Raw genomic sequence first — 23601 nt, 5'->3', positions numbered from 1 at the left:
TCTTCCATCCCCGCCCCGCCCCGCCCCGTCCCCGTTCCGCACGCATCAGGAGCCCTCCGTGTCGATGACGACCGAACCGACCGAACCCTCCACCAGAAGCGCCACCGGGCCCGGCCTGAGCACCGGCACCCTGGTCGCCGGTCTCCTCGCCGTCTGTCTCGCGCAGATCGGCCTGGCCATACCGGCCACCCTCAACGGGCTGTTCCAGTCCGACCTGCATCCGGTCGGCTCCCAACTCACCTGGATCTCCGACGCGTTCCTCCTTCCGGTCGCCGTACTGGAGCTGACCTTCGGCCTGCTCGGCGACCTCTTCGGCCGCAAGCGGCTGCTGGTCGGCGGCGCTTCGCTGCTGGCCGTGGGCGAGTTGGTCAGCGCCACCTCCTCCGGTGTCCACCAGCTCTGGACCGGACAGGCCCTGGCAGGGCTGGGGGCCGCCGCCCTGTTCCCGACCTCGCTGGCCATCCTGGCCGCCGGCACCACCTCACCCGCGCAACGGGCCCGCGTCATCGCGATGTGGGCGGCCCTGCTCTCCACCGGCGGGTTCATCGCACCGCTGCTCGGCGGCGTCACCGCCACCTACGGCTCCTGGCGCTGGTCCTTCGTCGTGGTCACCGCCGTCGCCGTGGCGAGCATCGCGGTCAGCGCCCTGTTCGCCGTCAACTCCAGCGCCCCCGAAGGCCGTTCGCTCGACATCGCGGGACAGGTCACCATCGGCCTCGGCCTGTTCGCCCTGCTCTACGCCATCATCCAGGGCCCGACGGACGGTTGGGCCTCGCCCTCGATCGTCATCGCCTTCGTCCTGGCCGCCGTGTTCCTCGCCGCCTTCGTGCTGGCCGAGAAGCGGGCCAAGTCCCCGCTCCTGCGCCTGGACCTCTTCCGCAACCGTGCCTTCGCCGTCGCCTCGGTCGTGGCGGTGGTGGGCATGTTCGCCTTCCTCGGCACCGCCTACTCCGTGAGCATCCGGCTCGGTCCGGTGCAGGACCAGGCGCCCATGCGTACCGGCCTGGCGTTCGTCCTCCTCAACGGCATCACCCTGGCGATGCTGCCGCTGACGGAACGACTGCTGCGAACCGTCGCCCCCGGTCTCCTCCTGGGCACCGGGCTGCTGTTGATCGCGGCGGGCGACTACTGGGCGGCCACGCTCCCGGTCACCGACACCGCCTTCACCTCGCTGATCCTGCCGCTCGGTCTGGTCGGCCTGGGCTTCGCGATCACCGTCTCGTCGATCACGGCGACGGCCGTGAACACCGTGCCGACCCACCTGGCCGGCATGGCGAGCGCCACCACCAACCTGCTGCGCGACTTCGGCTTCACCCTCGGCCCTGCCGTCATCGGCGCGGTCGCGCTGAGCCGTGCGGCGAGCAGCTTCACCGACTCCCTCGACAACTCCGCCCTGCCGCAGGCGCTGAAGGGCGCGGGCACGGCCGTACTGGAAGAGGGTGGCCCGCTCGCGGTGAACGGCGCCTCGGCGGCCTCCCCGAAACTGGCCGACCTGCACCCCCTCGCCCTGGACGCCCTCGGACACGGCTACTCGATCGGCTTCGTCGTCTGCGGCAGCGCGGCCCTGGTCTCGGCACTGCTGGCTCTTGTCGCGCTGCGGGGTCGTAAGGCTGCTTCCTCCGCATGACGAGTCCGCTCCGGAGCTGCCAACCGTCGGAGTCGCAGGGCGAGTTGGATCTCCAGGGCGCGGGCCGGGTCCTGCCAGTCCTCGCCGAGGAGTCTGCCCACGCGCTCCAGCCGCTGCGCCACGGTGTTGACATGGACGTGCAGGTCGTCCCTCGTACGGGCCGGGCTCATTCCGCAGGCGAAGTACGCGTCGAGGGTGCGCAGCAGATCCGTACCTCGACGCTCGTCGTACCGCACGACGGGGCCGATGGTCCGCTCGACGAATCCGCCGATGTCGCGGTCCCCGGCGAGGAGCAGTCCGAGGAAGCCGAAGTCCTCGGCGGCGGCTCCGTCGCCGCAACGGCCCAGGAGACGCAGGGCGTCTAGGCAACGCAGGCTCTCCTGATAGGCGTTGACCACGGTGTCCGGCGCCGCGGCGGGTTTCTCCACGGGCCCGGAGGCGCCGACGGTGACCACTTCGTGGACGGCCGCTCCCAGGTGGGCGGCGGTGCGCCGAGCCAGGTTCGCGGGGGTGTCGCCGGAGTCGAGGGGCAGCAGCAGGACGGTGCCGCCGTCGCGGGCGGCGGCCAGGCCGTGCCGGGTTCCGGCGAGGTGCGAGGCGGCGGACCACAGCCGTCTGCGGGCGGCGGCCTTCTGGTCGGCGTCGACCGCCGGGCCGTCGAGGCGGGCGGCGAGGACGACATGGGTGGCGTCCAGGTCGGCGTGCAGCCGGGACGCGCGGTCCCGCAGCAGGCGCGGGTCGCGGTCGCGGGCGTCGAGCAGGTCGTCCAACAACTCCCCACGGACGCGCTGTTCGGCCTCGGCCGCCGACCGCCGGGCGAGCAGGAGCAGGGAGGTGACCATGGCGGCGCGCTCCAGGGTGCGCTGGTCGACGGGGTCGAGTCCGGGGTGGCCGCGCAGCACGAGGGCGCCGAGCAGTTCGCCTCCGGCGGCGACGGCGGCGATCCAGTCGTCCCGGTGCCGGACCGCGTGTCCCTCCGTACGGGAGGTCTCCAGTGCTTCCGTGGGTGTGGCGTCGGTCTCGGTGAACTCGACGACTCCGTCGAGGACTTGGGAGACGGCGGCGGCCACGTCGTGGACCCCGCCGCCGCGCAGCACGAGTTCGGCGAGCCGGTCGTGGATGTCCGAGGCGCGCTCGATGACCGCGCTGCGGTCCTGGATGATCTCGTTGGCGCGCTCCAGGCCGGCGAGCGCCGAACGGGTCTCCGTGAGGAGGTTCGCGGTGTCGATGGCGGCTGCGGCGAGCGCGGCGAAGGAGCCGAGCAGCGCGATCTGCTCCCGCTCGAAGACCCGCGCCCGTCGGTCCGCCGCGAACAGCACGCCGATCACCCGGTGTCCGAGCATCAACGGCACTCCGAGGATCGCCACCAGCCCCTCGTCCCGCACGCCCGAGTCGATGGTGGGGGTGTGCTGGAAGCGGTCGTCCTTGAAGTAGTCGTCGGTGACATAGGGCCGTGCCGTCTGGGCGACGAGTCCGCCGAGTCCTTCCCCCATGCCCAGGCGCAGTTGCTGGAAGCGGGCCGCGACCGAGCCCTCGGTGACCCGCATACAGGTGTCGCCCCTGGTCGGGTCGTTGAGGCTGAGGTAGGCGACATCGGTGCCGAGCAGCGACCGGGCGCGCTGGACGATCGCCCGTAGTACGGCGTCGAGGTCGCGCAGGCCGGCGAGATCGTGGGCGGTCTCGAAGAGCGCGGACAGCTCGGCCTCACGGCGTCGGCGTCCCTCCAGTTCCGAACGCACGCGCAGCGCGAGCGACTTGGCGTGTTCGAGTCCGGCGATCAGCTCGGCCGGTCTTGCCTCGGCGCGGGCGAGCAGCACCGGCTGCTCGTAGGCGTCGGTGGAGGCGCCCCGGGACAGCAGCTCCAGGAAGGGCGTCTCGGCACTGCTCGGTCGCGCTCCGGCACCGGTGAGGGTGGTGGAGCGCTCTGCGGACTGCGCGTGATCGCTGGACATGGTCACAGGATTCCCCATCGCCGGGCCGGCCGGTCGGGCCTGTGGATAACTCGAAATCGCCTGCGCACCGGGCGGTTCAGTGCGCGGTCCACCCGCCGTCGAGCACCAGCGAGGTACCGGTCACGAAGGACGCGTGCGGGCCGCACAGATAGGCGACGGCCTCGGCGACCTCCTCCGGTTCGATGAGCCGTTTCACCGCGCTGTCCCGCAGGAGCACCTCGGTCAGCACCCGCTCCTCGGAAATGCCGTGCGCCCGTGCCTGGTCGGCGAGTTGCCGCTCGACCAGTGGGGTGCGCACATAGGCGGGGTTCACACAGTTGGAGGTGACGCCATGGGGTGCGCCTTCGAGGGCGGCGGTCTTGGAGAGTCCTTCCAGACCATGTTTGGCGGCCACATACGCGGACTTGAAGGCGGAGGCGCGCAGCCCATGGACGGAGGACATATTGACGATCCGGCCCCAACCCTGCGCGTACATGTGGGGCAGGGCTCCGCGGATGAGCCGGAAGGGCGCCTCCAGCATCACGGTGAGCACCGTGTGGAAGACGTCGGGCGGGAACTCCTCGATGGGGCGCACCAGTTGCAGCCCCGCGTTGTTCACCAGGACATCCGTGCCGGCGGCGGCACGCTCGGCGGCGTCCAGGTCGGTGAGGTCGAGGACATGCGGTTCTACGGTGCCCGCCAGGTCCCGCGCCTGCTCGGCGAGGGCCGCGAGTCCCGGGACGTCCACGTCGACCGCTCTGACCTTCGCCCCGGCGGCGGCCAGCCGCAGGGTGCAGGCCCGGCCGATACCGCCGGCGGCGCCGGTGACGAGTGCGCTACGGCCACCGAGGTCGAGGAGAGGGGTGGTGTGGGGCCCCGGGAGGGGGCTGGGCGCGGTCATGTGTCGAGCCTAGGCAGGGCTGTTGCCCCAACACATATGGGCCGAGCCCATACTTCAGTCAGAAGTCGTGGTGTCGAACCATGTGGGTGCGTCAGCCAGGGTCTGCTTGATCCGGAACAGTTGGTGATCGCTGAGTTCGGGCAGCGCGTCCAGCTCGAACCAGCCGACCTCCAACGACTCGTCGTCGTTCACGGCCGCCTCGCCACCGACGGCCCGGCACTGCAGGGTGATGTCCATGAACTGGCAGGCGTCACCGTTGGGATAGCTGATCGGCCCCCCGGCCTTGACCATGACGACCCGCTCCACCACGCACTCGACGGCCGTCTCCTCGAACACCTCGCGCACCGCGCACACGGCGGGCTGCTCACCGGGCTCGGGAATGCCTGAGGGCAACGCCCACTCGTGGTTGTCCGACCGCTTGCCCAGCAGCACGCGTCCCGCGTCGTCGAAGACCACGGCGCTCACCCCGGGAAGCCACAGCAGTTGGTGCCCGGCGGATTCCCGGATCGTACGAATGAAATCAGGAGTAGCCATGGTCCGACCCTAACGGGACGATCCATGGCTCCTCCACGAACTACCGTGCGTGCGCCGGGCGTACAGCGGGCGTACGGCTACACGTCGCCCGCGCGCCGTCGGCGCACACCCGCACCGATCGCCCAGCCGAGGCCGCCCGCGGCGACGAGGACCAGGGCCATTTCGGGCAGGATGCCGAGCTTAGTTGCCGGTGTCTCCGAGGAGCGCAACGGCACCTTCTGGACTAGGGAGTCGGCGACGAACATGCCGGTCTTCTGGGTGATCTTCCCGTCCGGCATGATGATCGCGCTGACGCCGCTGGTGACCGGGACGGTGACGGTCCGGCTGTGCTCGACCGCGCGGACCCGGGACATGGCGAGCTGCTGGTAGGTCATCTCGCTGCGGTCGAAGGTCGCGTTGTTGCTGGGCACGGAGATCAGCTGGGCGCCGTCGGTGACCTCGGAGCGCACGGCCCAGTCGAAGGCGGCCTCGTAGCAGGTGACCAGGCCGATCTTGGCGCCGTTCATGGTGAACACGCCCGGCTTGGTGCCCCGGCTGAAGTCCTGGCGGACCATGCTGGTCCAGTTCTTGTTGATCGCCCCGAGGAGCGAACGCATCGGGAGGTACTCGCCGAACGGCTGGATCTGCCGTTTGTCGTAGGTGTCGGTCGGGCCCTTCACCGGGTCCCAGAGGATCTGCTCGTTGTAGAGCTTGCCGCCCCGCTCGACCACACCGCCGACCGAGATGGGCGCGCCGATCGACTTGGCCGCCTCGTCGATGTCCGTGTACGCCTGGGCGTCGGCGAAGGGGTCGACGTCGGAGGAGTTCTCGGGCCACAGCACCACATCGGGCTTCGCGACCTTCCCGGCCTTGACCTCGGCGGCCAGCCTCAGGGTCTCCTTGACGTGGTAGTCGAGGACGGCACGGCGCTGGGCGTTGAACTCCAGTCCCGCGCGCGGGACGTTGCCCTGGATGACCGCGACGGTCGTGGTGCCGTCCTCGGCCTTGTCGCTCACCAGGGACCGCGCCGCCAGCGCGCCGACGACCGGTACGGCCACGCTGAGCAGGGCCACGGCCGCGGCGGACCGCCGTACCTCATGGGTGCGCCGGGTCTCCAGGGCCAGGCGCACGATCTCGCACAGGCCGAAGCCGCACAGGACGACGGCGAAGCCGAGGACCGGGGTGCCGCCCACCGCGGCGAGCGGCAGGAAGACGCCGTCCGCCTGGCCGAACGCGATCTTGCCCCAGGGGAAGCCGTGGAAGGGGGCACGCGCGCGTACCGCCTCACCGGCGATCCACAGTGCCGCCGCCCACAGCGGCCAGGCGGGCAGTTTCGACACCGCGGTGATGCCAGCGCCGACCAGCGCGACGAAGATCGCCTCGACCGCGACCAGCGCCAGCCAGGGGCCGGGGCCGACCTCGACGCCGGTCCACACCAGCAGGGGCAGCAGGAATCCGAGGCCGAAGAGGTAGCCGAGGCCGAGGCCCGCCTTCCAGCTGCGGCCGCGCAGCACCCACCCGAAACAGGCGAAGGCGGGCAGCGCCAGCCACCACAGCGTGCGGGGCGGGAAACTGACGTAGAGCAGCACTCCGGAGAGTGCGGCTACGGCGGCCGGGACCAGACGGACGAGCCGGGCGAGGCGCGCTGCGGGCGCGGCCTGGGGCTCCAGCTGGTCCGACTCGTCCACGGAAGTTGCGGTGACGGTCACTCCGGGAGTGTACGGCGGTTGACCTTGAGGCCGACAGCACGGTCCGGGTCGCGGCACGGGGCACTGAAGGGGCCGGGAGGCGCATCGTTCCTGCGCAACTCGTCCACAAATCGGTCATCAGCCGTTACGGTGAGCCGGAGCCCCTGTCGTGCGGTCGGTCCAGGCCGGCGGCCGAGGTCGGTCACGGGTCGGGGGGCTCGGTTCAGGGGGCGGCGGGGTGGGTTCCACGGGGATGGCGTCGGCGACCGGTCCGGACGCCGACAGTGAGAGACGAAACGTTTCGGATGCCGTGGGTGTCGCGGTGCTCGGGACGTGTGCCGCGTGGTCGCTGATCACCGCCGCGATGCACGACGGCAGACCCGAGGGGGTGCTGCTCGCGGTCCTGGCGGTCTCCGCCGGGTACGCGACGGGGCGGATCTCCGGGGCACTCGTGCCGGTCGCCGCGCCCTGCGCCGGAGCACTGGCCGGCCTCGGTCTGGCGCTGGCCGAACCGCGGCTCGCCCCGGGCCCCCAGTTCACCGCCCCGCTCGGCCACGCCGGTGCGACCGCGGCGCTGCTGACCCTGGCCGTCGGTTCCGCGTGCTGCGCGGCCTGGGCCGCCCCGGCCCCCGCCCTGCGGCTCGCGCTGCGACTGTTGGCCGCCGGGATCACGGTCACCGCGCTCGTCCTGGGCTCGGTCTCGGGGTTCGTCACGTGTACGGCGGTGCTGTTGTGTTCGTTCGCCGCCGGCCGGATGCGACACCGCGGTCTGGGAGTCGTGGGCCTGGGGCTGGCCGCTGCGCTGGCGACCGGGGCGACCTGGGCCATCGCCGGGAACGTGCTGCCGGACGGGCTCACCGAGTCCCTGGAGGGCCAGCTGAGCCTTCACCGGGTGCGGCTGTGGCAGGACGCCCTGCACATGGCGCACAAGGATTCCACCCTGGGAGTGGGCCCCGGTCGCTTCGGGGAGCTGAGCAACGCGGCGGCAGAGGCCCTGAAGCCGGACGGGAAGCCGCACTCGGCGCCGTTCCAGATGGCGGCCGAGCAGGGGATCGTCGGCGTGCTCCTGCTGGCGGCGGCCTTCTGCTGGGTGCTCCACGCGCTGTGGCGCGCTCCGCGCTCCACCCCGATCGCGCTCACGGCGGGGGCCTCGCTGACAGGGCTCGCGGTCATCGCCTCGGTGGGCAACGCGCTCAGCTTCACCACGGTCACAGCGGGCGCGGGTTTTCTGGCCGGTCTTGCCACGGCCCATCCGATCACCGACGACGCCTCACGCACTGCCCCGGAGGCACGCGCGCGTGGCGACCGCCTTGCCCCATGAGGGGCGAGGGTGCGGTCAGTGCACCGCGCCGGGCGTGGGCGGCACCAGCCGGTCCGTGATGATCCGTACGGCGGTCTCCGCGTTGTCCACGGTGATGGTGAACGTGTGCCCGTCCCACAGCCGCAGCACGATGCCCTCGCCCCGCCGTACGACGACGGCGGTGCCCTTCTCGGGCCGCCAGCGGTAGCCCCAGCCGCCCCACTGGCGCGGGGTGACGTGCGGGGCGAACTCGGCGCCCGCGACGCTGGCGAGAGGGATACGGCGGCGCGGCAGGCCGATGTGGCCGCAGCGCACTTCGAGGGTCTCCGTGTCCACCTTCAGGGCGACGTGCACGAAGGCGAGCGTGCCGAACAGCATCAGCAGTCCGGCCGCGATGCACCCGACGACGGACATGGCGAGCGGGGCGATGCCGGACGTCCAGGCGGAGTCCACGGCCAGCTCGATGCCGAGCGCCATGCAGGCGGCACCGGCGAGCGCCAGCAGCCACTGGAACCGGTTGGTGGCGCGTCCGGTCCAGATCTCGGTCTGCGGGAAGGTTTCGTCGCGGGGGTGGTCCCTCATGCCTACGAGACTACTCAGGTTTCGCTGCGCGGGTACCGGGTTGCGCAGGGTGACCGTTTTGCGCGACGACAAGGTGGACGGACAGCGTCCGCTTCGTCGCCGGTGGTCAGTGGGCGGGGCTGACGGCCCGCAGCAGCCGACCTTCCGCGTAGGCCGCCGCCTCGACGGGCAGCGGGCCCTCACGACCGCTCAGCAGTACGGTCAGGGTGCCGTCGGCCGGCGCCTCGGGTGCGGGCCGCGCACCGATCCGACGTAGCGCCTGGGCGGCGACCGCGTCGGCGGAGCCGTGCAGGACGAGCGGCGGCCGGTCGGGGCGCTGGACGGCGGCGCGGATGCGTTCGGCGACGATTTCGTAATGGGTGCAGCCCAGGACGACGGTCGTTACATCGTCGGGGGTGAGCGCGACGGCCGCGGCGATGGAGGCGTCGATGGCCGTCTCGTCCGCGTGTTCCACGGCCTCGGCCAGTCCCCAGCACGGGACCTCGGTCACCGGCACGCCTTCGGCGAAGTCCTCGATGAGACCGCGTTGGTAGGGGCTGCCGGTGGTGGCGGGCGTGGCCCAGATCGCGAACGGGGTGCCCGCGGCGGCGGCCGGCTTGATCGCCGGGACGGTGCCGATGACCGGGACAGCCGGCTCCAGGAGGTCCCGCAGTGCGGTCAGGGCGTGGACGGTCGCCGTGTTGCACCCGATGATCAGGGCGTCGGGCCGGTGCGCGGCGGCGGCCTCGGCGACGGCCAGCGCGCGCCGCGTGAGGTCTTCCGGAGTCCGCGGTCCCCAGGGCATGCCCTCGGGGTCCAGGGAGAGCACGAGATCCGCGTCGGGGCGTACACGTCGTACCGCCGCGGTGGCCGCCAGAAGGCCGATTCCGGAGTCCATGAGCGCGATCTTCACCCGGCCACGATAGACGATGGCCTCTGTGGAGCCGTTCCCGTGGGGCAAACTGCGCCCGTGAGCACCCTCGCGTGGATCGCCGCCGTATCACTCGCTGCCTGGCTGTGGCTGCTGCTCTGTCAGGGCTTCTTCTGGCGCACGGACGTCAGGCTGCCGGACCGCACCGCCCCGGACGACTGGCCGTCGGTCTGCGTGGTCGTACCGGCCCGTGACGAGGCCGCCGTACTGCCGGAGAGTCTGCCGTCGCTGCTCGCCCAGGACTATCCGGGGCGGGCGGAGATCTTCCTTGTCGACGACGGGAGTTCGGACGGCACCGGGGAGCTGGCCCGTGAACTGGCGCGTACCCACGGCGGGTTGCCGCTGACCGTGGACTCCCCCGGTGAACCTCCGGCGGGCTGGACGGGCAAGCTGTGGGCCGTACGGCACGGTGTCGAGGCGGCACGCGCGCGTGGTCCCGAGTATCTGCTGCTGACGGACGCGGACATCGCGCACGCTCCGGACAGTCTGCGGGAGTTGGTGGCGGCGGCGCGCACCGGTGGCTTCGACGTCGTCTCGCTGATGGCCCGGCTGCGGGTGGAGAGCCTGTGGGAGCGGCTGGTGGTCCCGGCGTTCGTCTACTTCTTCGCGCAGTTGTATCCGTTCCGTCGGATCGGCAGGAAGGGTGCCCGCACCGCGGCGGCGGCGGGCGGGTGTGTCCTGCTGCGCGCCGACACGGCGGAGCGGGCGCGGATCCCGGACGCCATCCGGCACGCGGTGATCGACGACGTGGCACTCGCGCGCGCCGTCAAGGGCGGTGGGGGTCACATCTGGCTGGGGCTCGCCGAGCGGGTGGACAGTGTGCGCCCGTATCCGCGGCTGCACGACCTGTGGCGGATGGTCTCGCGCAGCGCGTACGCGCAGTTGCGGCACAACCCGCTGCTCCTCCTGGGCACTGTCCTGGGGCTCGCGCTGGTGTATCTCGTGCCCCCGGTGGCCCTGTTCGTGGGGCTGGGCGCGGGAAGTACGGAGACGGCGGTTCTCGGCGGGCTCGCGTGGCTGGTGATGACGGGGACGTACGTCCCGATGCTGCGCTACTACGGGCAGCCGTTGTGGCTCGCTCCCCTGTTGCCGTTCACCGCGTTTCTGTACCTCTTCATGACGGTCGATTCCGCGGTGCAGCACTACAGGGGGCGCGGTGCGGCCTGGAAGGGCCGCACCTACGCGCGTCCTGACGCCGTCGTCGGCGAGGAGAGCTGAGCGCTCACTTGCGACCCGGGGTCCAGTTCATGCCCCACCCGTAGACGCGGTCCACGGTCCGCTGCGGGCTCACCCCGCGGTCCGGGACGAGGTAGCGGGCCTCGCGCTGGACGACGAGGTCGCCCCCGGTGTTGGTGATCAGGGCGAGTGCGCACACCGTGGAGGGGACCGTGCACTCGTCGAGCGAGAAGTCGATCGCGGCGCCGTGCTGCGGCTGGAGGGTGACCGTGGCGTGCAGGTCGGCGAAGGAACGGGCCCCTTCGTAGATGGTCACGAAGACGAGGATGCGCCGGAAGTCCCGGATGTGGTCGAGGTTGACGGTGAGGTTCTCGCCGCTCGCGAACGCGCCGGTGCGGTCGTCGCCGTCGAGGTGGATGTACGGCGGCAGTTGAAGCGAGCCGTAGGCGTTGCCGAGGGCCTGGACGACGCCCTTGCGGCCGTCGGCGAGTTCGTACAGGGCGCACAGGTCGAGGTCGAGGTCGGCGTGCATCGCGACCGCCCGGCCCCGTTTGCTGCCCCAGCCCGAGAACTGCTTGCGCACCTCCCAGTTGAGGTTCACGCGCATGGCGCCCGAGGTGCCGCCCTGCTTGGTCAGGGAGACCGAGGGGGCCGCCTTGGTGAGGGTCACCTTGGAGAGCCGGACGGGGGCGGTGGGCGGCATCGGGGGCGGAGGGGGTGGCGGAGCCATGGTCACGGGCGGAGCGACGGTCACGGGCGGCGGGGGCAGGTTCACCGGCGGTCCCGAGGGCGGCGGCATGGTGACGGCCGGTGCCGCCTGCTGCGGTTCGTCCACGGTGATGCCGAAGTCGGTCGCCAGGCCTTCGAGCCCGCTGCCGTAGCCCTGGCCGACGGCCCGGAACTTCCAGGCGCCCTGGCGGCGGTAGAACTCGCCGAGCACGAAGGCGGTCTCGACCGTCGCGCCCGTGCTGTCGAAGCGGGCGACCACGGTGTTCTGTGCGGCGTCCCGGACCTCGATGTACAGATCGGGGACCTGGCCGAACGTTCCTCCATCGGCGGACGCGGCGAGGACGACACGGTCGACGGCGGGCTCCACGCGCGCGAGGTCGACGAGCAGGGTGTCGGTCATCCGCCCGCCGGCGTTGTTCTTGCCCTCGTGGCGGACCGCGCCGGAGGAGTGCGTCGGCTGGTTGTAGAAGACGAAGTCGGCGTCGGTGCGGACCTTCCCGTCGACCAGGAGCAGCGCGGAGGCGTCCGCGTCGGGGACTCCGGGGCCGGGCCGCCACCCCAATTCGACGCGCAGTGCCGTCGCCGGCACCGGAACATTCGATCCTTTCGGCATTGACATGTCTGCCCCCATCACGTGTCGCCGTGCCAGGACACGCCCCGGCCGCCCATTGGGTGTCTACTCGCACACAACCTATTCCCCGGGGCCGCGAACGCCCATGAGGAGCGCGGCAACACCCGTGGCCAACCGCTGGTAACCCGCCGGGAACTCGGGCTTTACACGATCCGAACACTGATTGATGCCCTTTTTTGACAAGTTCGCTCGCATTGGGGATCCCATGCCGCTGCCGACACGGAAAACAACCCTCTAATCGGTCTCCCCAACCACCACATCGTGGGCTTAACTTATGTGCCATGACCTCCCCCCGCTCCACTTATGGCGGCGGCTACTACTCCGCCTCGTTCCCGGACACTCCGATCTACGACTCCCTCGTGGCCGAGCGGGGGACCCCGCAGATCGCCCCGATCCGGGTTCCCGCCGCGTACGACATGCCGGGGAGCAACCTGCCCGCGCTGCCGTCCGCGCTGCCCGCCCTCCCGGCGGGTCCCTCGCAGACCCCCTACGGCTATCCGCAGGCACAGCAGCCGTCACCGCTGCAGCAGGCGCCCGCCGCCTACATCCCGCAGCAGGCCCCGCCGCGCGGTTACGGCCAGCAGCAACAGCAGCCGCGTCCGATGGCGGCTCCGGCCGGTTACGAGGCGATGCGTCCGGCGGCTCCCCGCCCGGCCCCCGCTCCGTACCAGCAGGACCCGTACAGCAACAACCAGCAGTACCGCGGTTACTGATCCGCACCCTGCGCTGTCGGTGCCGCCTGGCACGATGGAGTGATGGGGAATGCGGAGCCGCGGTCGAGCCACGTTCATCCGGTCAAGGCGCTCCGGGGCTTCTCTCCCCGGGAGGCTCAGGTGGAGCCTTGGGGGCCGACCGGTGACCGACGCCGCGCACTGATCGACGACGGGGGAAGGTCGTCACGCAACGCGAGTACCCGCGTCTCGCACTGGCCGCCGCCGGGCTTCTGCCCGGCGGCGGCGTTCGTCTGTCCGCACCCGGCCTCGACGGTCCGGATTCTCGCCCGGGCGAAGATCCAACGTTGGAGGCGCGGGGGCGGGAACCCTCCCCGTGGGCCCGGTCGTTGAGATCCCGTGAGAAGTTCATGAAAGGCCCGGGGAGAGGTGATTTCGCTCTCTCTTCGACGCCCGCCTCGCGTGAACGGCTCTCCCAGGAGTTATCACGGAGCGGGAAGGGGGTGCGGGACGGTGGGAGCAATCAGGGGTCTGTGGCGCTGGCGGCGCAATCCGCTGCGTCGCGCAACCGATCTGGTCGAGGCCTGGCTGGCCCTCGTGGTCCTGCTGCTGGTCCTGGTCGCCGCGCCCTTGATCGGTTCGCTCGTCGGTGCCGTCGCGCAGGACACCCTGCAGCGGTCGGTGCGGGAGCAGCGCGCGGACCGGCACGCCGTGACGGCCACGGTGGTCAAGAAACTCAAGGGTGCCGAGATCGACCCCGACCCCGACTCGGCCACCGCGCGGGACGTCCGCACCCGGGTCCTCGCCGACTGGACCGCGCCGGACGGCACCGTCCAGCACGGCGCGGTGATGGCGAGCCTCAACACCCCGCACCATGGCGACCACTTCAGAGTCTGGACGGACCAGCACGGCCACATAGTGACCCGCCCGCTGGACTCGGCCACGGCGACGACGCATGCCGTGCTCGCCGGGTTCGGTGCGGCGCTGCTGACCGCCGGGCTCGTCGACAGCGGCCGACGGTTCGTACTGTGGCGCATGGTCCGCCGCAGGTACGCGCGTTGGGACCGGGCATGGGAGCGGGCGGGCCCGGACTGGGGCAGGACCGGCACCGGCAGCTGACAGCCTTCCCGCTCTGGTCAACCCACCGCCCGCACGCACGCTACGGTGGACCGGCGAAGGCTTCGGCATCAACCCGCGTATCACGAGGTGGGGGCACAGCAGCGCCATGGCACAGGGCACGGTCCAGGTGACGCACACCGGTACATCGCGGTGGCGGCGCCGCACAGGTGAGTACGCGTCGCTCGCCGCCGCCCTGGAGGCCGCGGCCGAGGGCGACGTACTGACCGTCGCTCCCGGCACCTACCGGGAGAACCTCGTCGTGCAGCGGTCGGTGACCCTGCGCGGCCCCGAGGGTTCGCCCGGCTCGGTGCGCATCGCGCCCCTGGACGGCGTGCCGTTGACCGTGCGCGCCTCGGCGATCGTCCAGGACCTGCACGTCGAGGGCCAGGACTCGGCCGCGCCCGCCCTCCTGGTCGAGGACGGGGCACCGGAGTTGACGGATCTGCGGATCGTCACGCGCTCCGCTTCCGGCATCGAGGTGCGCGGCGGCGCCCGCCCCACCGTGCGGCGCTGCACGGTCGACAACCCGGCCGGCATCGGGATCGCCGTACTCGACGGCGGTGGCGGGGTGTTCGAGGAGTGCGAGGTCGTCTCGGCCGGCCAGGCGGGCGTCGCGGTCCGCGCCGGCGGCCACCCTCGCCTGGAGCGCTGCCGCATCCACCACGCCTCGGGGGTCGGCCTGTCCGCGACGGGCGAGAACTCCTCGCTGGAGGCGGTGGGTTGCGAGGTCTACGAGACGCGCGGCAGCGGCGTCCAGATCACCGCCCGGGCCACCGCGCACCTCACCGACTGCGATGTGCACCGTACGGCCGCGGACGGCGTCACGCTCGACACGGACGCCGTGCTGACGCTCGCCGACTGCCGTATCCACGACATCCCGGAGAACGCGGTCGACCTGCGCTCCCGCTCGGTCCTGACGCTGACGAGGACGACGGTGCGTCAGTTCGGGCGCAACGGACTGTCGGTGTGGGACCCGGGCACGCGCGTGGACGCCAACCAGTGCGAGATCTTCGACAGCACGGGCGACTATCCGGCGGTGTGGGTCAGCGACGGCGCGACCGTGGTCCTCGACTCCTGCCGGGTGCACGACGTACCGGACGCACTGTTCGTCCTCGACCGCGGCTCCCGCGCGGACGTCGTCGACAGTGACATCTCCCAGGTGCGCAACACGGCCGTGTCGGTGAGCGACGGCGCGACCGCGCAGCTCGACGACTGCCGGATCCGGGACGCGGCCACGGGCGCCTGGTTCCGCGACCACGGCAGCGGCGGCACCCTGAACAACTGCACCGTGGACGCCACCCAGACCGGCGTGATCGTCACCAAGGGCGCCGACCCCACCATCGAGCGCTGCACGGTCGACTCCCCCGCCGAGGCCGGTTTCTACGTCTCCGCGGGCGGCCGGGGCACCTTCCAGGGCTGCCGCGTGACGGGCAGCGGCGGCTACGGCTTCCACGTCATAGACGGCTGTCGTACGACGCTCAAGAAGTGCCGCACGGAGCGGTGCGCGCGCGGTGGTTACGAGTTCGCGGACGCCGGACCGGACGCGGGGCCCGGCACCGGACCCGTCGTCGAGGACTGCACCAGCGACGAGAGCGGCCTCAAGCAGCCCACCGCGCACGAGACGGCCGTGGAGACGGCGAGCCAGGCCACCAGTGTGCTGGGCGCGATCCCCGGCCAGCGCACCGCCGAGCAGACACCCCCGGTCACCGCGCCGGAGCCGGACAGGGAGTCCCGCACCTCCAAGGCGGTCCTCGGTGAACTCGACGCTCTTGTCGGCCTGGACAGCGTCAAGCGCGAGGTGCGTTCCCTCATCGACATGATCGAGGTGGGCCGCCGCCGCCAGCAGGCCGGCCTCAAGGCGGCTTCCGTCAAACGACACCTGGTCTTCACCGGCTCCCCCGGCACCGGCAAGACGACGGTCGCCCGCCTCTACGGCGAGATCCTCGCCTCCCTCGGTGTCCTGGAGAAGGGGCATCTCGTCGAGGTGTCCCGGGTCGACCTGGTCGGCGAGCACATCGGCTCGACGGCGATCCGCACCCAGGAGGCCTTCGACAAGGCGCGCGGCGGGGTGCTGTTCATCGACGAGGCGTACGCCCTCTCCCCGGAGGACTCGGGCCGCGACTTCGGTAAAGAGGCCATCGACACGCTCGTGAAGCTGATGGAGGACCACCGGGACGCGGTCGTGGTGATCGTCGCGGGCTACACCGCCGAGATGGAGCGGTTCCTGTCCGTCAACCCCGGTGTGGCGTCCCGTTTCTCACGGACCATCACCTTCAGCGACTACAACGCCGAGGAACTGCTGAGGATCGTCGAGCAGCAGGCCGAGGAGCACGAGTACCGGCTCGCCGAGGGCGCGTCCGAGGGGCTCACGAAGTACTTCACCGCGATCCCTAAGGGTGCCGCGTTCGGCAACGGCCGTACCGCGCGGCAGACGTTCGAGGCGATGGTGGAGCGGCACGCGAGCCGGGTCGCCCAGGTCGAGGAACCGAGCACGGACGACCTCACCCTCCTCTACGCGGACGACCTGCCCGAGCTGCCCTGAGGCGGCACCTCGGGCCGCAGCCGGGCCAGCAGCCGCTCCCGTTCCACGGCGAAGGCCGGGTCGGCCTGGTAGTCGGAGTGGCCCAGGATCGGGGCGGGCAACGGGTGTTGGGCGGTACGGCCGTACTCCAGCGGGTCCTTGAGCGGACCGTGGTCCACCTCGGGGCCGCAGTCGCCGGTCAGGCGCACCGGGCCGCCGATGGGGTCGGTGAGCCGGTACAGATTGCGCCAGCAGTCGACCTCGTGGTGCAGGCGGCTGAGCGCGGCCGGTCCGAAGTGGGCGGGGAACCAGCGGCCGTAGAGGCGCTCCAGGGGTGAGCCGTAGGTCAGGAGGGCGACTCGTTTGCGCTGGGCCGGTTTGAGCTGCCAGGCCGCGGCGGCGGCCAGGACGCTGCCCTGGGAGTGGCCGGAGAGGACGAGCCGGCCGCCGGTGGCGCGGGTCCAGGTGGCGATGCGCCAGGTCAGGTCGGGGACCGCGCGCTCGGCGTAGCAGGGCGGGGCGAAGGGGTGGGCGGCGCGCGGCCAGAAGGTGCCGACGTCCCACAGGATGCCGATGGTGCGCCGCGCGGAGGGGTCCTTGTAGGCGCGCCTGCCCCAGGTGACGAAGAGTATGAAGCCGAGCCCGATCAGCCAGGAGCCGAGTCCCTGGGAGGTCTGGGCGGCACCGTGCACGAAAGCCCGCCCCTCCTCTCCGGCCCGTTCCGGTGTCTTGTCGGTCGTGAAGGCGCCGACGAGCGCTCCGGCGCCCAGGAGGAGGGTCGCGGTGGAGGTGACGGCGACCAGGAGAGGGCCGCGGTCGGTGAGGGTGGCCATCGCGCGCGTGCTCGCGATGCGAGCGGTCCGGGCCTGGTCCCGGCGCTCGCCCGGGTAGTCGCCCGCCACCGCGCCCAGTTCGGCGCGGCGCAGCCGCCAGGTGCGGTGGCCGAGTCCGGCGGAGAGCACGAGGACGACGACGAGCAGCGGCGGGATAACCGAGGCCTGCCAGGTGAGCAGCACGGGCGGGCCCGCGATGGACATTCCGGTGCCGTCCAGCCAGTCGGAGACCCGCTGGGAGACCCCGCCGGACATCACGCCGCCCAGCGCGCAGGCGAGCATCGCGACGGCCGGGCCGCCCAGGCCGCGCATCGCGGCGCGCGGGTCGGGGTGGGTGCGGTGCAGCAGGTGGGCGACGACCGCGAGGGCGATCACCAACAGGCCCTGGACCAGGGCGATCCCGCCGAAGGCCGCGTCTCCGGGAAGCCGCCCGGAGGACTCCCATCCGGGGCGCGGCCACGCGGCGTACAGCAGGGCGAGGGCGAGCAGCAGGAGCGCGCCGAGCGGCAGCCACCGTACGAGACGGCGGTCGAGTGCCTGGTCGAGGCGGTTCTCGCTGCGGCCCCGACGGCACACCACGTAGACCACGACGAACGTGAGGCCCGCGAGCGCGGTCTCCAGGAGCGCGCCGATGGAAGCGAGGGCGGGGGTGGGGGCCGAGGTGAGGGCGGGGGATCCGTTGGGCCCGCGGTCGAAGGTCGCCGTCGAGACGGTGACTGCCGCGGCGACGGTCAGGAGGCCGGCCGCCGTGTGGGCGGCCCGCAGTCGGGCGACCAGGCGGCGGCCGTACCAGAAGCCGGGGCGGCCGAGCGAGCTCTGGCCGGTCTCGTCGTCGGGCTCGGGGCGGCGGGGAATCGGGCGCTGGGACTCGTACGCGCTCCAGGTACGACGGGACAGGTACCAGAGGAGGACGGTCAGCGCGGTCGGCACCAGGGCGGCGAGCGCGAGGCGGCGGCCTGGGCGGCTCCACCAGCTGTCGTGCGAGACGGCGGGCGACAGGAAGCCCAGCCAGGAGTGGCGCTCGGCGCACGCGCGCGTGCCCGCGCACTGCCAGGCGGCGAGATCGAGGGCGACCTCGCAGGCCGCCGCGACGAGCAGCACAGTGAGGGTGAGTCCCGCGAGCCGCACCAGCAGCCCGTAGAAGCGCACCGTCCGTTTCCGGTCGCGGGCGGTGGGGCGCATCCAGTGCGCGAGGTTGACGACCATGAACGGCAGCAGCAGCAACCACAGGGCGCGGGTGCCGTTGCCGGAGGTCAGGTTGCACCAGACGTACGCCTCGCGGATCGGTCCGGTGCGGCCGTCGGCGGTTCTGGACTCGGCGTCGACGTCGGTGGTGCGCCGGAAGACGGCCGCCGTGTCGTCGCCGGTGATCCGTACCGTGCGCGGATCACCGAGCATCTCCTCGGGTGTGGCGCCGCCGACTCCGTGGACCAGGAGTTCCAGGGCGGGTTCGGTCCGGTCGGGCCGGTCTGTTGGGTTCGTTCGGTCGGTCGGGTTGTTGCGGTCGGTTGGATTGGTTGGGTTGGTTCGGTCGGGCCGTCCGGCGGGCTCGTCGGCCCCGCTCGTGACGGCATGTTCCTGCACACGCTCCACTGTTCGCACATCCCCCGTGACGTACCGTCCGTCTGTGTCCGTGTGGCCACCAGGATCGCCCCTTTCGGCGCGTCGCACACGCCCTGTCACCGAATCTCCCCGATCCGTGTGACAACGCGGGGGACGGATGAGGCCCCGATGACATGCGCGCGTCGGGACAGGCGATGGCGCAGTGCTTGCGGGGGCGTGCGAGGATGGGACGTCCGCGCACCGCAGCCGGGACGAAGGTCCTGCTCCGAGCCGGTGCGCCGGACGGTCGGACGGGTTGAGGCGAAAGGACCGGAGCGTACGTGAGTGAGAATCAGAACCTCCTCGCGGAGCAGCGGCGCGCCCTGATCCTCGACGAGGTCCGGCGCCGGGGCGGCGTCCGTGTCAACGAACTGACCCGCAAGCTCGGCGTGTCGGACATGACCGTCCGCCGCGACCTCGATGCGCTGGCCCGCCAGGGCGTTCTGGAGAAGGTGCACGGCGGGGCGGTACCGGTCGTCGAGGCGAGCACGCACGAACCGGGCTTCGAGGCGAAGTCGGGTCTTGAGCTGACCGCCAAGGAGGACATCGCACGGGCCGCGGCGGAACTCGTCGCACCCGGCACGGCGATCGCGCTCTCGGGCGGTACGACGACGTACGCGCTGGCCCACCATCTCCTTGAAGTCGCCGATCTCACCGTGGTCACCAACTCGGTGCGGGTGGCGGACGTCTTCCACGCCGCACAGCGCACCTCGGGGCAGCGGCAGGGCGCCGCGACGGTCGTCCTGACCGGCGGGGTGCGGACCCCCTCCGACTCGCTGGTGGGCCCGGTGGCCGACCAGGCGATCGCGGCGCTCCACTTCGACATGCTCTTCCTCGGTGTCCACGGCATATCGGTCGAGGCCGGGCTGTCCACGCCGAACCTCGCCGAGGCCGAGACCAACCGCAGGCTCGTGCAGTCCGCGCGACGGGTCGTGGTGGTCGCCGACCACACCAAGTGGGGGACGGTGGGCCTGAGTTCGTTCGCCGCGCTGGAGCAGGTCGACACGCTGGTGACGGACGCGGGGCTGCCGGCCGAGGCACGCGAGGACATCTCCGAGCATCTGCGGCGGCTGGTGGTGGCGGGCGAACTCGGTGATGAGGAAGACATCTGACGGGTCGCCAGCTATGGTGACCTCGCTTTGGTCGATCTCTGTTCGGTCAACTTCCCTTAACCGTCAAGGGGGTTCGCGTCCATGGCCAACCATCTCCGCCCTGTCGGGCTCGACTTCATCGACACCGCTCCGGTACGGCTGATCTTCGCCCAGGAGATGTCCGCGGCACCGGACGCCGTCTTCCACGCCCTCAACGACGATGTCCCGGGGTGGGCCGAGTGGTTCTCGGCCGTGACCCGGGCCGAGTCGGTCGACGACGGTGCCGGGCGTGACATCCGGCTCAAGGGTGGCGGCCACTTCCGGGAGACGGTGATCGCGGCGAAGGAGGCGGAGGTGTACGCGTATCGAGTCGACGTCACGAATGCGCCGGGGGCGCGGGCGTTGGCCGAGGAGTGGCGACTGATCCCTGCGGGGAGCGGCGGGACGCGGGTTCAGTGGACGTTCGCCGCGGATGGGAACGCTGCGTTTCGGGGGGTTGTGCGGTTGGCTCGGCCCGGGTTGGGGCGGGCGTTCAAGGGGGCGGTTGCGGCGTTGGATCGGCGGCTGGGGCGTTAGGGCTCGTTGTTGGGCGTGGGTACGTGTTGGCCGCGGGTTCGTTGCGGTTGGCCGCGGGTTCGTTGCGGTTGGCCGCGGGTTCGTTGCGGTTGGCCGCGGGTTCATTGTGGCTGGGCGCGGGTTCATTGTGGCTGGGCGCGGGTTCATTGTGGCTGGGCGCGGGTTCATTGTGGCTGGGCGCGTCCGCGCGGCGGAGCCGTAAATCGAGACAGCCCCGCGCCTCTGAAGGGGCGCTTCAGTTGGGGTTGGACCAAAGTCCCGTCTCCAGTAGTGATGTGATCGCCTTGCTGTACGGCGTGATGTCCAGGCCCTGTTCCGTAAGCCAGGTGTCCGAGTAGTACTTGTCCAGGTAGCGGTCACCCGGGTCGCACAACAGGGTTACCACGCTGCCCTGTTGGCCCGCTGCCACCATCTCGGCGATGATCTTCAGGGCGCTCCAGAGGCCGGTGCCCGTGGAGCCGCCCGCCTTGCGGCCGATGGCTTGTTCCAGGGCTCGTACGGCGGCGACGCTGGCCGCGTCCGGGACCTGCATCATGCGGTCGATGGCGCCGGGCACGAAGCTCGGTTCCATCCGGGGGCGGCCGATACCCTCGATACGGGAGCCGCAGTCACGGGTGACGTCCGGATCGCCGGTGGTCCAGCCCTCGAAGAAGCAGGAGTTCTCCGGGTCGGCGACACAGACCAGGGTGTCGCGCTGCGTGTAGTGGACGTAGCGCGCGAGGGTCGCCGAGGTGCCGCCGGTGCCGGCCGTGGCGACGATCCACGCGGGCTCCGGGAAACGCTCCAACTCCAGCTGGCGGAAGATGGATTCGGCGATGTTGTTGTTGCCGCGCCAGTCCGTCGCCCGCTCCGCGTAGGTGAACTGGTCCATGTAGTGGCCGCCGGTCTCCACCGCCAGGGCGGCCGACTCCTCGTACATCTTGCGCGGGTCGTCCACGAAGTGGCAGCGGCCACCGTGGAATTCGATGAGGCGGATCTTCTCGGCGCTGGTCGTGCGCGGCATGACCGCGATGAAGGGGACACCGATCAGCTTGGCGAAGTACGCCTCGGAGACGGCGGTGGAGCCGCTGGACGCCTCGATCACCGGGCGGGTGGGCCGGATCCAGCCATTGCACAGGCCGTAGAGGAAGAGGGAGCGGGCGAGGCGGTGTTTGAGGCTGCCGGTGGGGTGGGTGGACTCGTCTTTCAGGTACAGGTCGATGCCCCAGTGGTCGGGCAGCGGGAAGCGGAGGAGGTGGGTGTCCGCGGAGCGGTTCGCGTCGGCCTGGACCTTGCGGACGGCTTCTTTCAGCCAGCTCCGGTAGGCGGTGTCGCTGCGGTCGACGTCGAGGGTGGCACCGGTCGGGGCCTGTGGGATGGTGCTCACGGCGGGACTCCTTACGCTTCGCGCCGACGGCGCCTCGCGCGGCCGACACCTCGATCATAAGCACCTTCCGCACGCTTCTCACCTGCATAAACATGCCTTTGGGGAGGTCAAAGGGACCCCTGGGGGACGATCACGACGGACCCGGGCGAGCGATCACAGCGGATCCTGGGGGCGCATTTATGCGAGTGCTCCGGGTACTCACCGTGACCGCGTCGTGCGTACTGGTGCTCGACGCCCCGTGCGGGCAGACTGCACCGGAGCGGGACGAACGTCCTGAACGGGGGCGCACACTGGATCACCAGATGTCCTGGAGCGAGGGGCGGGGAAGCATGGCGGAGCCGGAGTTCACGGCCACGGGCGTGCGGATCGGGAAGCGGCTGCGGTCGCTCACCCGGGCCGGACAGGTCCGGATCAACGACGGCAGGCTGGAGTTGCTCACCAGCTACGGCAGCGAGATCGACAGTGCGCCGGTGCAGGCGGTACGCGCGTCCAAGCCCTGGTTCGCCCCGGAGGACCGGGCGCTGGCCGATCTGAACGGCAATCGGTACCTGTTGACCCTCGGCGAGCACGATCCGGCTCCGGGGCAGCCCGGGCCTCCTGCGGCACGCCGGTTCATCGAGGCCGTGCGTAAGGCTGCTGGGCGTGGGGGCGGCTGACCGGCCTGTGCTGGGGGCCGCCGGCGGGCGGGGCGGCTACGAGCCTGCGTGCTGGGTGACGCTGGCCGGTGGGCTGGGCGGCTATGAGCCTGTGCTGGGTACCGCTGGCGGGCTGGGCAGCTACGAGCCCGTGCTGGGTGGCGCTGGCCGGCGGGCGGGGCCGCTGCGAGGGACCACTGTCGGCCGGTGCCGCGAGCGGGCGGTGAGCAGCGGCGAGTTGCGAGACCGTCACCCTTGCGTCACTCTGGTCTCACGTCACTCTGGGTTTACCGGCGATAACGCTGCGAACCAGCCGCCGGGCACAACAGCAGGCGGCCTATTTCCCTCGACCAGCCCGCTGGATCCGATCCGAACTCCGTGTTCTTCCGGACCTCTCGTCGGGGAGTCGCAGCCGTGATCACTCACCCAAGCAGGCACTGCGCGGTAGAGCTCCAAGCCCTGCCGTCGCGGATCGGCCAGGTCCGCAGAATCGTATCTGCGCAGTTGCGCTACTGGCATCTGGATCCACTGATAGACCGGGCGGCGCTCGGTGTGACAGAGCTCCTGACCAACGTCCACCGGCACGCCCAGCCCGACAAGACATGCACCGTCGAGATCGAGCTGCTGCTCGACCACCTCGTCGTCTCCGTGCACGACCACGATCCCCGGCTCCCGGTCGCCGGCGACATTTCCGATGTCGCGGCCACAGCCACTTGTGGGCGCGGGCTTGCGATGGTGGCCGCCGTCAGCGAGAGCTGGGGGGTGCGGCCGGACGGGGAGTCCGGGAAGGTCGTCTGGTTCAAGCTTTCGGCGGGGGCTGCCGTGGTGGCGGCGTCTACTGGAACTGCGCCGGCGGCTGAAGCGGCGACACCGGCGGCGGTGCGTCGGGTGGGTGCGGAGAAGCCTGCGCACCGGTTCGTCAGCGAGGTCGAACTTCCGGTGGACGAACACCGGTCCCAGCACGCTCCCGCCCGGTCGGCCGTTGCCGGTTGACCGGGCGGTGATTTGGGTTGGGGGGGTGACTGGGCCGGTGTGGGGTTGCGCCGCACAGCCGGGCCGGAGTTGAAAAGGCGCCCCACAGCCGGGCCCGTGTTGAAAAGGCGCCGCGCGCACCTCTTTTGGTTCGGTCGCCTACGGGGCGCCTTAAGCCGGTGTCGAGAGCCCCACCGTGCTCGGCGCTGCGCGCCTCCGCGCGCTGG

At 71.4% G+C, this 23601-nt stretch carries 19 protein-coding genes and 1 pseudogene; 11 read left to right on the top strand and 9 right to left on the bottom strand.

The window, feature by feature from the left end; genetic code table 11:
* Positions 1-64 precede the first annotated feature (64 nt).
* Positions 65-1627 (top strand): MFS transporter, encoded by a 1563-nt coding sequence (locus tag ACWIHT_RS00100; RefSeq protein ID WP_456162700.1) that lies wholly within the window; start codon positions 65-67, stop codon positions 1625-1627.
* On the opposite strand, the gene ACWIHT_RS00095 is transcribed toward ACWIHT_RS00100, so the two are convergent.
* From ACWIHT_RS00095 to lnt, 4 genes are all read right to left on the bottom strand, one after another.
* Entirely contained in the window at positions 1528-3579 is a 2052-nt protein-coding gene (locus ACWIHT_RS00095) for a helix-turn-helix domain-containing protein (RefSeq protein ID WP_456162698.1), read from the bottom strand. The genes ACWIHT_RS00100 and ACWIHT_RS00095 overlap by 100 nt on opposite strands.
* A gap of 76 nt (positions 3580-3655) precedes the next feature.
* Entirely contained in the window at positions 3656-4459 is an 804-nt protein-coding gene (locus ACWIHT_RS00090; RefSeq protein WP_456162696.1) for a 3-hydroxybutyrate dehydrogenase, read from the bottom strand.
* Between the two features lie 54 nt (positions 4460-4513).
* The gene (locus ACWIHT_RS00085; RefSeq protein ID WP_456162694.1) at positions 4514-4993 is read right to left on the bottom strand and encodes an NUDIX hydrolase; all 480 of its coding nucleotides are present in this window, start codon (positions 4991-4993) and stop codon (positions 4514-4516) included.
* 77 nt (positions 4994-5070) lie between these two features.
* Positions 5071-6681 (bottom strand): apolipoprotein N-acyltransferase, encoded by a 1611-nt coding sequence (lnt, locus tag ACWIHT_RS00080; RefSeq protein ID WP_456162692.1) that lies wholly within the window; start codon positions 6679-6681, stop codon positions 5071-5073.
* A gap of 232 nt (positions 6682-6913) precedes the next feature.
* On the opposite strand from lnt, the gene ACWIHT_RS00075 reads away from it, so the two are divergent.
* Positions 6914-7981: an O-antigen ligase family protein gene (locus ACWIHT_RS00075; protein ID WP_456164529.1), complete on the top strand. Its 1068-nt coding sequence runs from the start codon at positions 6914-6916 to the stop codon at positions 7979-7981.
* Between the two features lie 15 nt (positions 7982-7996).
* Here the strand turns inward: ACWIHT_RS00075 and ACWIHT_RS00070 are convergent, their stop codons facing one another.
* A complete protein-coding gene (locus ACWIHT_RS00070; RefSeq protein WP_456162690.1) occupies positions 7997-8542 on the bottom strand; it encodes a hypothetical protein in 546 nt (181 codons plus the stop codon).
* A 106-nt stretch (positions 8543-8648) separates the two neighbouring features.
* Entirely contained in the window at positions 8649-9434 is a 786-nt protein-coding gene (locus ACWIHT_RS00065) for a glutamate racemase (RefSeq protein ID WP_456162688.1), read from the bottom strand.
* 57 nt (positions 9435-9491) lie between these two features.
* Between ACWIHT_RS00065 and ACWIHT_RS00060 the strand changes: the two genes are divergently transcribed.
* The gene (locus tag ACWIHT_RS00060) at positions 9492-10670 is read left to right on the top strand and encodes a glycosyltransferase (protein WP_456162686.1); all 1179 of its coding nucleotides are present in this window, start codon (positions 9492-9494) and stop codon (positions 10668-10670) included.
* A 4-nt stretch (positions 10671-10674) separates the two neighbouring features.
* Here the strand turns inward: ACWIHT_RS00060 and ACWIHT_RS00055 are convergent, their stop codons facing one another.
* Positions 10675-11970, bottom strand: coding sequence for a TerD family protein (locus ACWIHT_RS00055; RefSeq protein ID WP_456164527.1), 1296 nt, complete (start codon positions 11968-11970; stop codon positions 10675-10677).
* A gap of 299 nt (positions 11971-12269) precedes the next feature.
* Between ACWIHT_RS00055 and ACWIHT_RS00050 the strand changes: the two genes are divergently transcribed.
* The 4 genes and pseudogenes from ACWIHT_RS00050 (at position 12270) to ACWIHT_RS00035 (ending at position 16320) form a co-directional block, all read left to right on the top strand.
* The gene (locus tag ACWIHT_RS00050) at positions 12270-12701 is read left to right on the top strand and encodes a DUF6643 family protein (RefSeq protein ID WP_019075119.1); all 432 of its coding nucleotides are present in this window, start codon (positions 12270-12272) and stop codon (positions 12699-12701) included.
* Positions 12702-12743: 42 nt separating this feature from the next.
* A pseudogene (locus tag ACWIHT_RS00045) lies at positions 12744-12973 on the top strand (MOSC N-terminal beta barrel domain-containing protein); the annotation flags it as partial.
* Between the two features lie 199 nt (positions 12974-13172).
* A complete protein-coding gene (locus tag ACWIHT_RS00040) occupies positions 13173-13778 on the top strand; it encodes an Rv1733c family protein (RefSeq protein ID WP_456162684.1) in 606 nt (201 codons plus the stop codon).
* A gap of 106 nt (positions 13779-13884) precedes the next feature.
* Positions 13885-16320, top strand: coding sequence for a right-handed parallel beta-helix repeat-containing protein (locus ACWIHT_RS00035; protein ID WP_456162682.1), 2436 nt, complete (start codon positions 13885-13887; stop codon positions 16318-16320).
* Here ACWIHT_RS00035 and ACWIHT_RS00030 read toward each other — a convergent pair.
* Positions 16290-18725 carry a hypothetical protein gene (locus ACWIHT_RS00030; protein WP_456162680.1) on the bottom strand — a complete coding sequence of 812 codons (2436 nt, stop codon included), beginning with the start codon at positions 18723-18725 and terminating at the stop codon, positions 16290-16292. The two genes, ACWIHT_RS00035 and ACWIHT_RS00030, sit on opposite strands and share 31 nt — an antisense overlap.
* Before the next feature lie 290 nt (positions 18726-19015).
* Here ACWIHT_RS00030 and ACWIHT_RS00025 point away from each other — a divergent pair, with 290 nt between their 5' ends.
* Positions 19016-19846, top strand: coding sequence for a DeoR/GlpR family DNA-binding transcription regulator (locus ACWIHT_RS00025; protein WP_456162678.1), 831 nt, complete (start codon positions 19016-19018; stop codon positions 19844-19846).
* An 81-nt stretch (positions 19847-19927) separates the two neighbouring features.
* The gene (locus tag ACWIHT_RS00020) at positions 19928-20401 is read left to right on the top strand and encodes an SRPBCC family protein (protein WP_456162676.1); all 474 of its coding nucleotides are present in this window, start codon (positions 19928-19930) and stop codon (positions 20399-20401) included.
* Between the two features lie 235 nt (positions 20402-20636).
* Here ACWIHT_RS00020 and ACWIHT_RS00015 read toward each other — a convergent pair whose 3' ends face one another.
* Positions 20637-21767, bottom strand: coding sequence for a PLP-dependent cysteine synthase family protein (locus tag ACWIHT_RS00015; protein WP_456162674.1), 1131 nt, complete (start codon positions 21765-21767; stop codon positions 20637-20639).
* Between the two features lie 329 nt (positions 21768-22096).
* Between ACWIHT_RS00015 and ACWIHT_RS00010 the strand changes: the two genes are divergently transcribed.
* Positions 22097-22423: a hypothetical protein gene (locus ACWIHT_RS00010; protein ID WP_019075127.1), complete on the top strand. Its 327-nt coding sequence runs from the start codon at positions 22097-22099 to the stop codon at positions 22421-22423.
* 393 nt (positions 22424-22816) lie between these two features.
* The gene (locus ACWIHT_RS00005) at positions 22817-23395 is read left to right on the top strand and encodes an ATP-binding protein (protein WP_456162672.1); all 579 of its coding nucleotides are present in this window, start codon (positions 22817-22819) and stop codon (positions 23393-23395) included.
* Positions 23396-23601 lie beyond the last annotated feature (206 nt).

The organism is Streptomyces sp. NPDC002276 (assembly GCF_053891435.1).
The sequence above is the reverse complement of the archived record's forward strand: the minus strand, read 5'-3'. Positions and strand labels throughout refer to the sequence as shown.